General features: G+C 58.4%; 1 protein-coding gene and 1 pseudogene. One reads left to right on the top strand and one right to left on the bottom strand.

Features of this window, described 5'->3' with window-relative positions; translation table 11 throughout:
* Positions 1 to 261: 261 nt before the first annotated feature.
* Positions 262 to 405, top strand: a pseudogene (locus tag EKL94_RS22740) (transposase); the annotation flags it as partial.
* Positions 406 to 492: 87 nt separating this feature from the next.
* Here the strand turns inward: EKL94_RS22740 and EKL94_RS22225 are convergent.
* The coding region (locus tag EKL94_RS22225) for a transposase (RefSeq protein ID WP_148105806.1) at positions 493 to 613 on the bottom strand (121 nt) is incomplete at its 5' end.

Genomic DNA, 613 nt, shown 5'->3' on the forward strand with positions numbered 1-613 from the left:
GGATGAATTCATTCGATATCTGACAGATGTGTCGACCAAGGTCGACACCTACCAACAGCCGCGCGGAACAACAGCCGCAGTTACCAACAGCCGCGTGAACCTCTCGAAGGCGGGGCGGTGTCGGATTGCGGGGTGTCCGCGGCATGGATGCCGCGGCCAAGCCCCCATGGACGGGTTGCGGTGGTCTAATCAACTTGGACACTCGATAGGATCAATTTCGAGCATCGAGGTAGACCCATGGCAAAACAGATCACTCAGGGCATGAGGGATGAGGCGGTTCGCCTTGTCGTTGTAGAGGGGCAGACAGTCAGGGACGTCTGCCAGCTGATGGATGTAGGCCCGACGGCGCTGAGGCGCTGGATCGAGCAATGGCGTCGAAAGCATGACCCGCAGGCCGAGGCACCGCCCGTAGATGCCCAGGTCAGAATCGCCGAGCTGGAGGCCCAGAATCGCAGGCTCAAGGAGGAGCGCGACCTGCTAAAAAAAGGTTCTTCACCCAACTCCGGGGAAGGCTGCACGGATTTTGAGGAAGAAATAGGCGTCGTCTCGGTATCCGTAGGCGACGCGCTTGATGACCTTGATCTTGTTGTTGATTCCCTCGACCAGATTCGTT

It is taken from the genome of Stenotrophomonas maltophilia (assembly GCF_003970865.1).
GTDB classification, from domain to species: domain Bacteria; phylum Pseudomonadota; class Gammaproteobacteria; order Xanthomonadales; family Xanthomonadaceae; genus Stenotrophomonas; species Stenotrophomonas maltophilia_AR.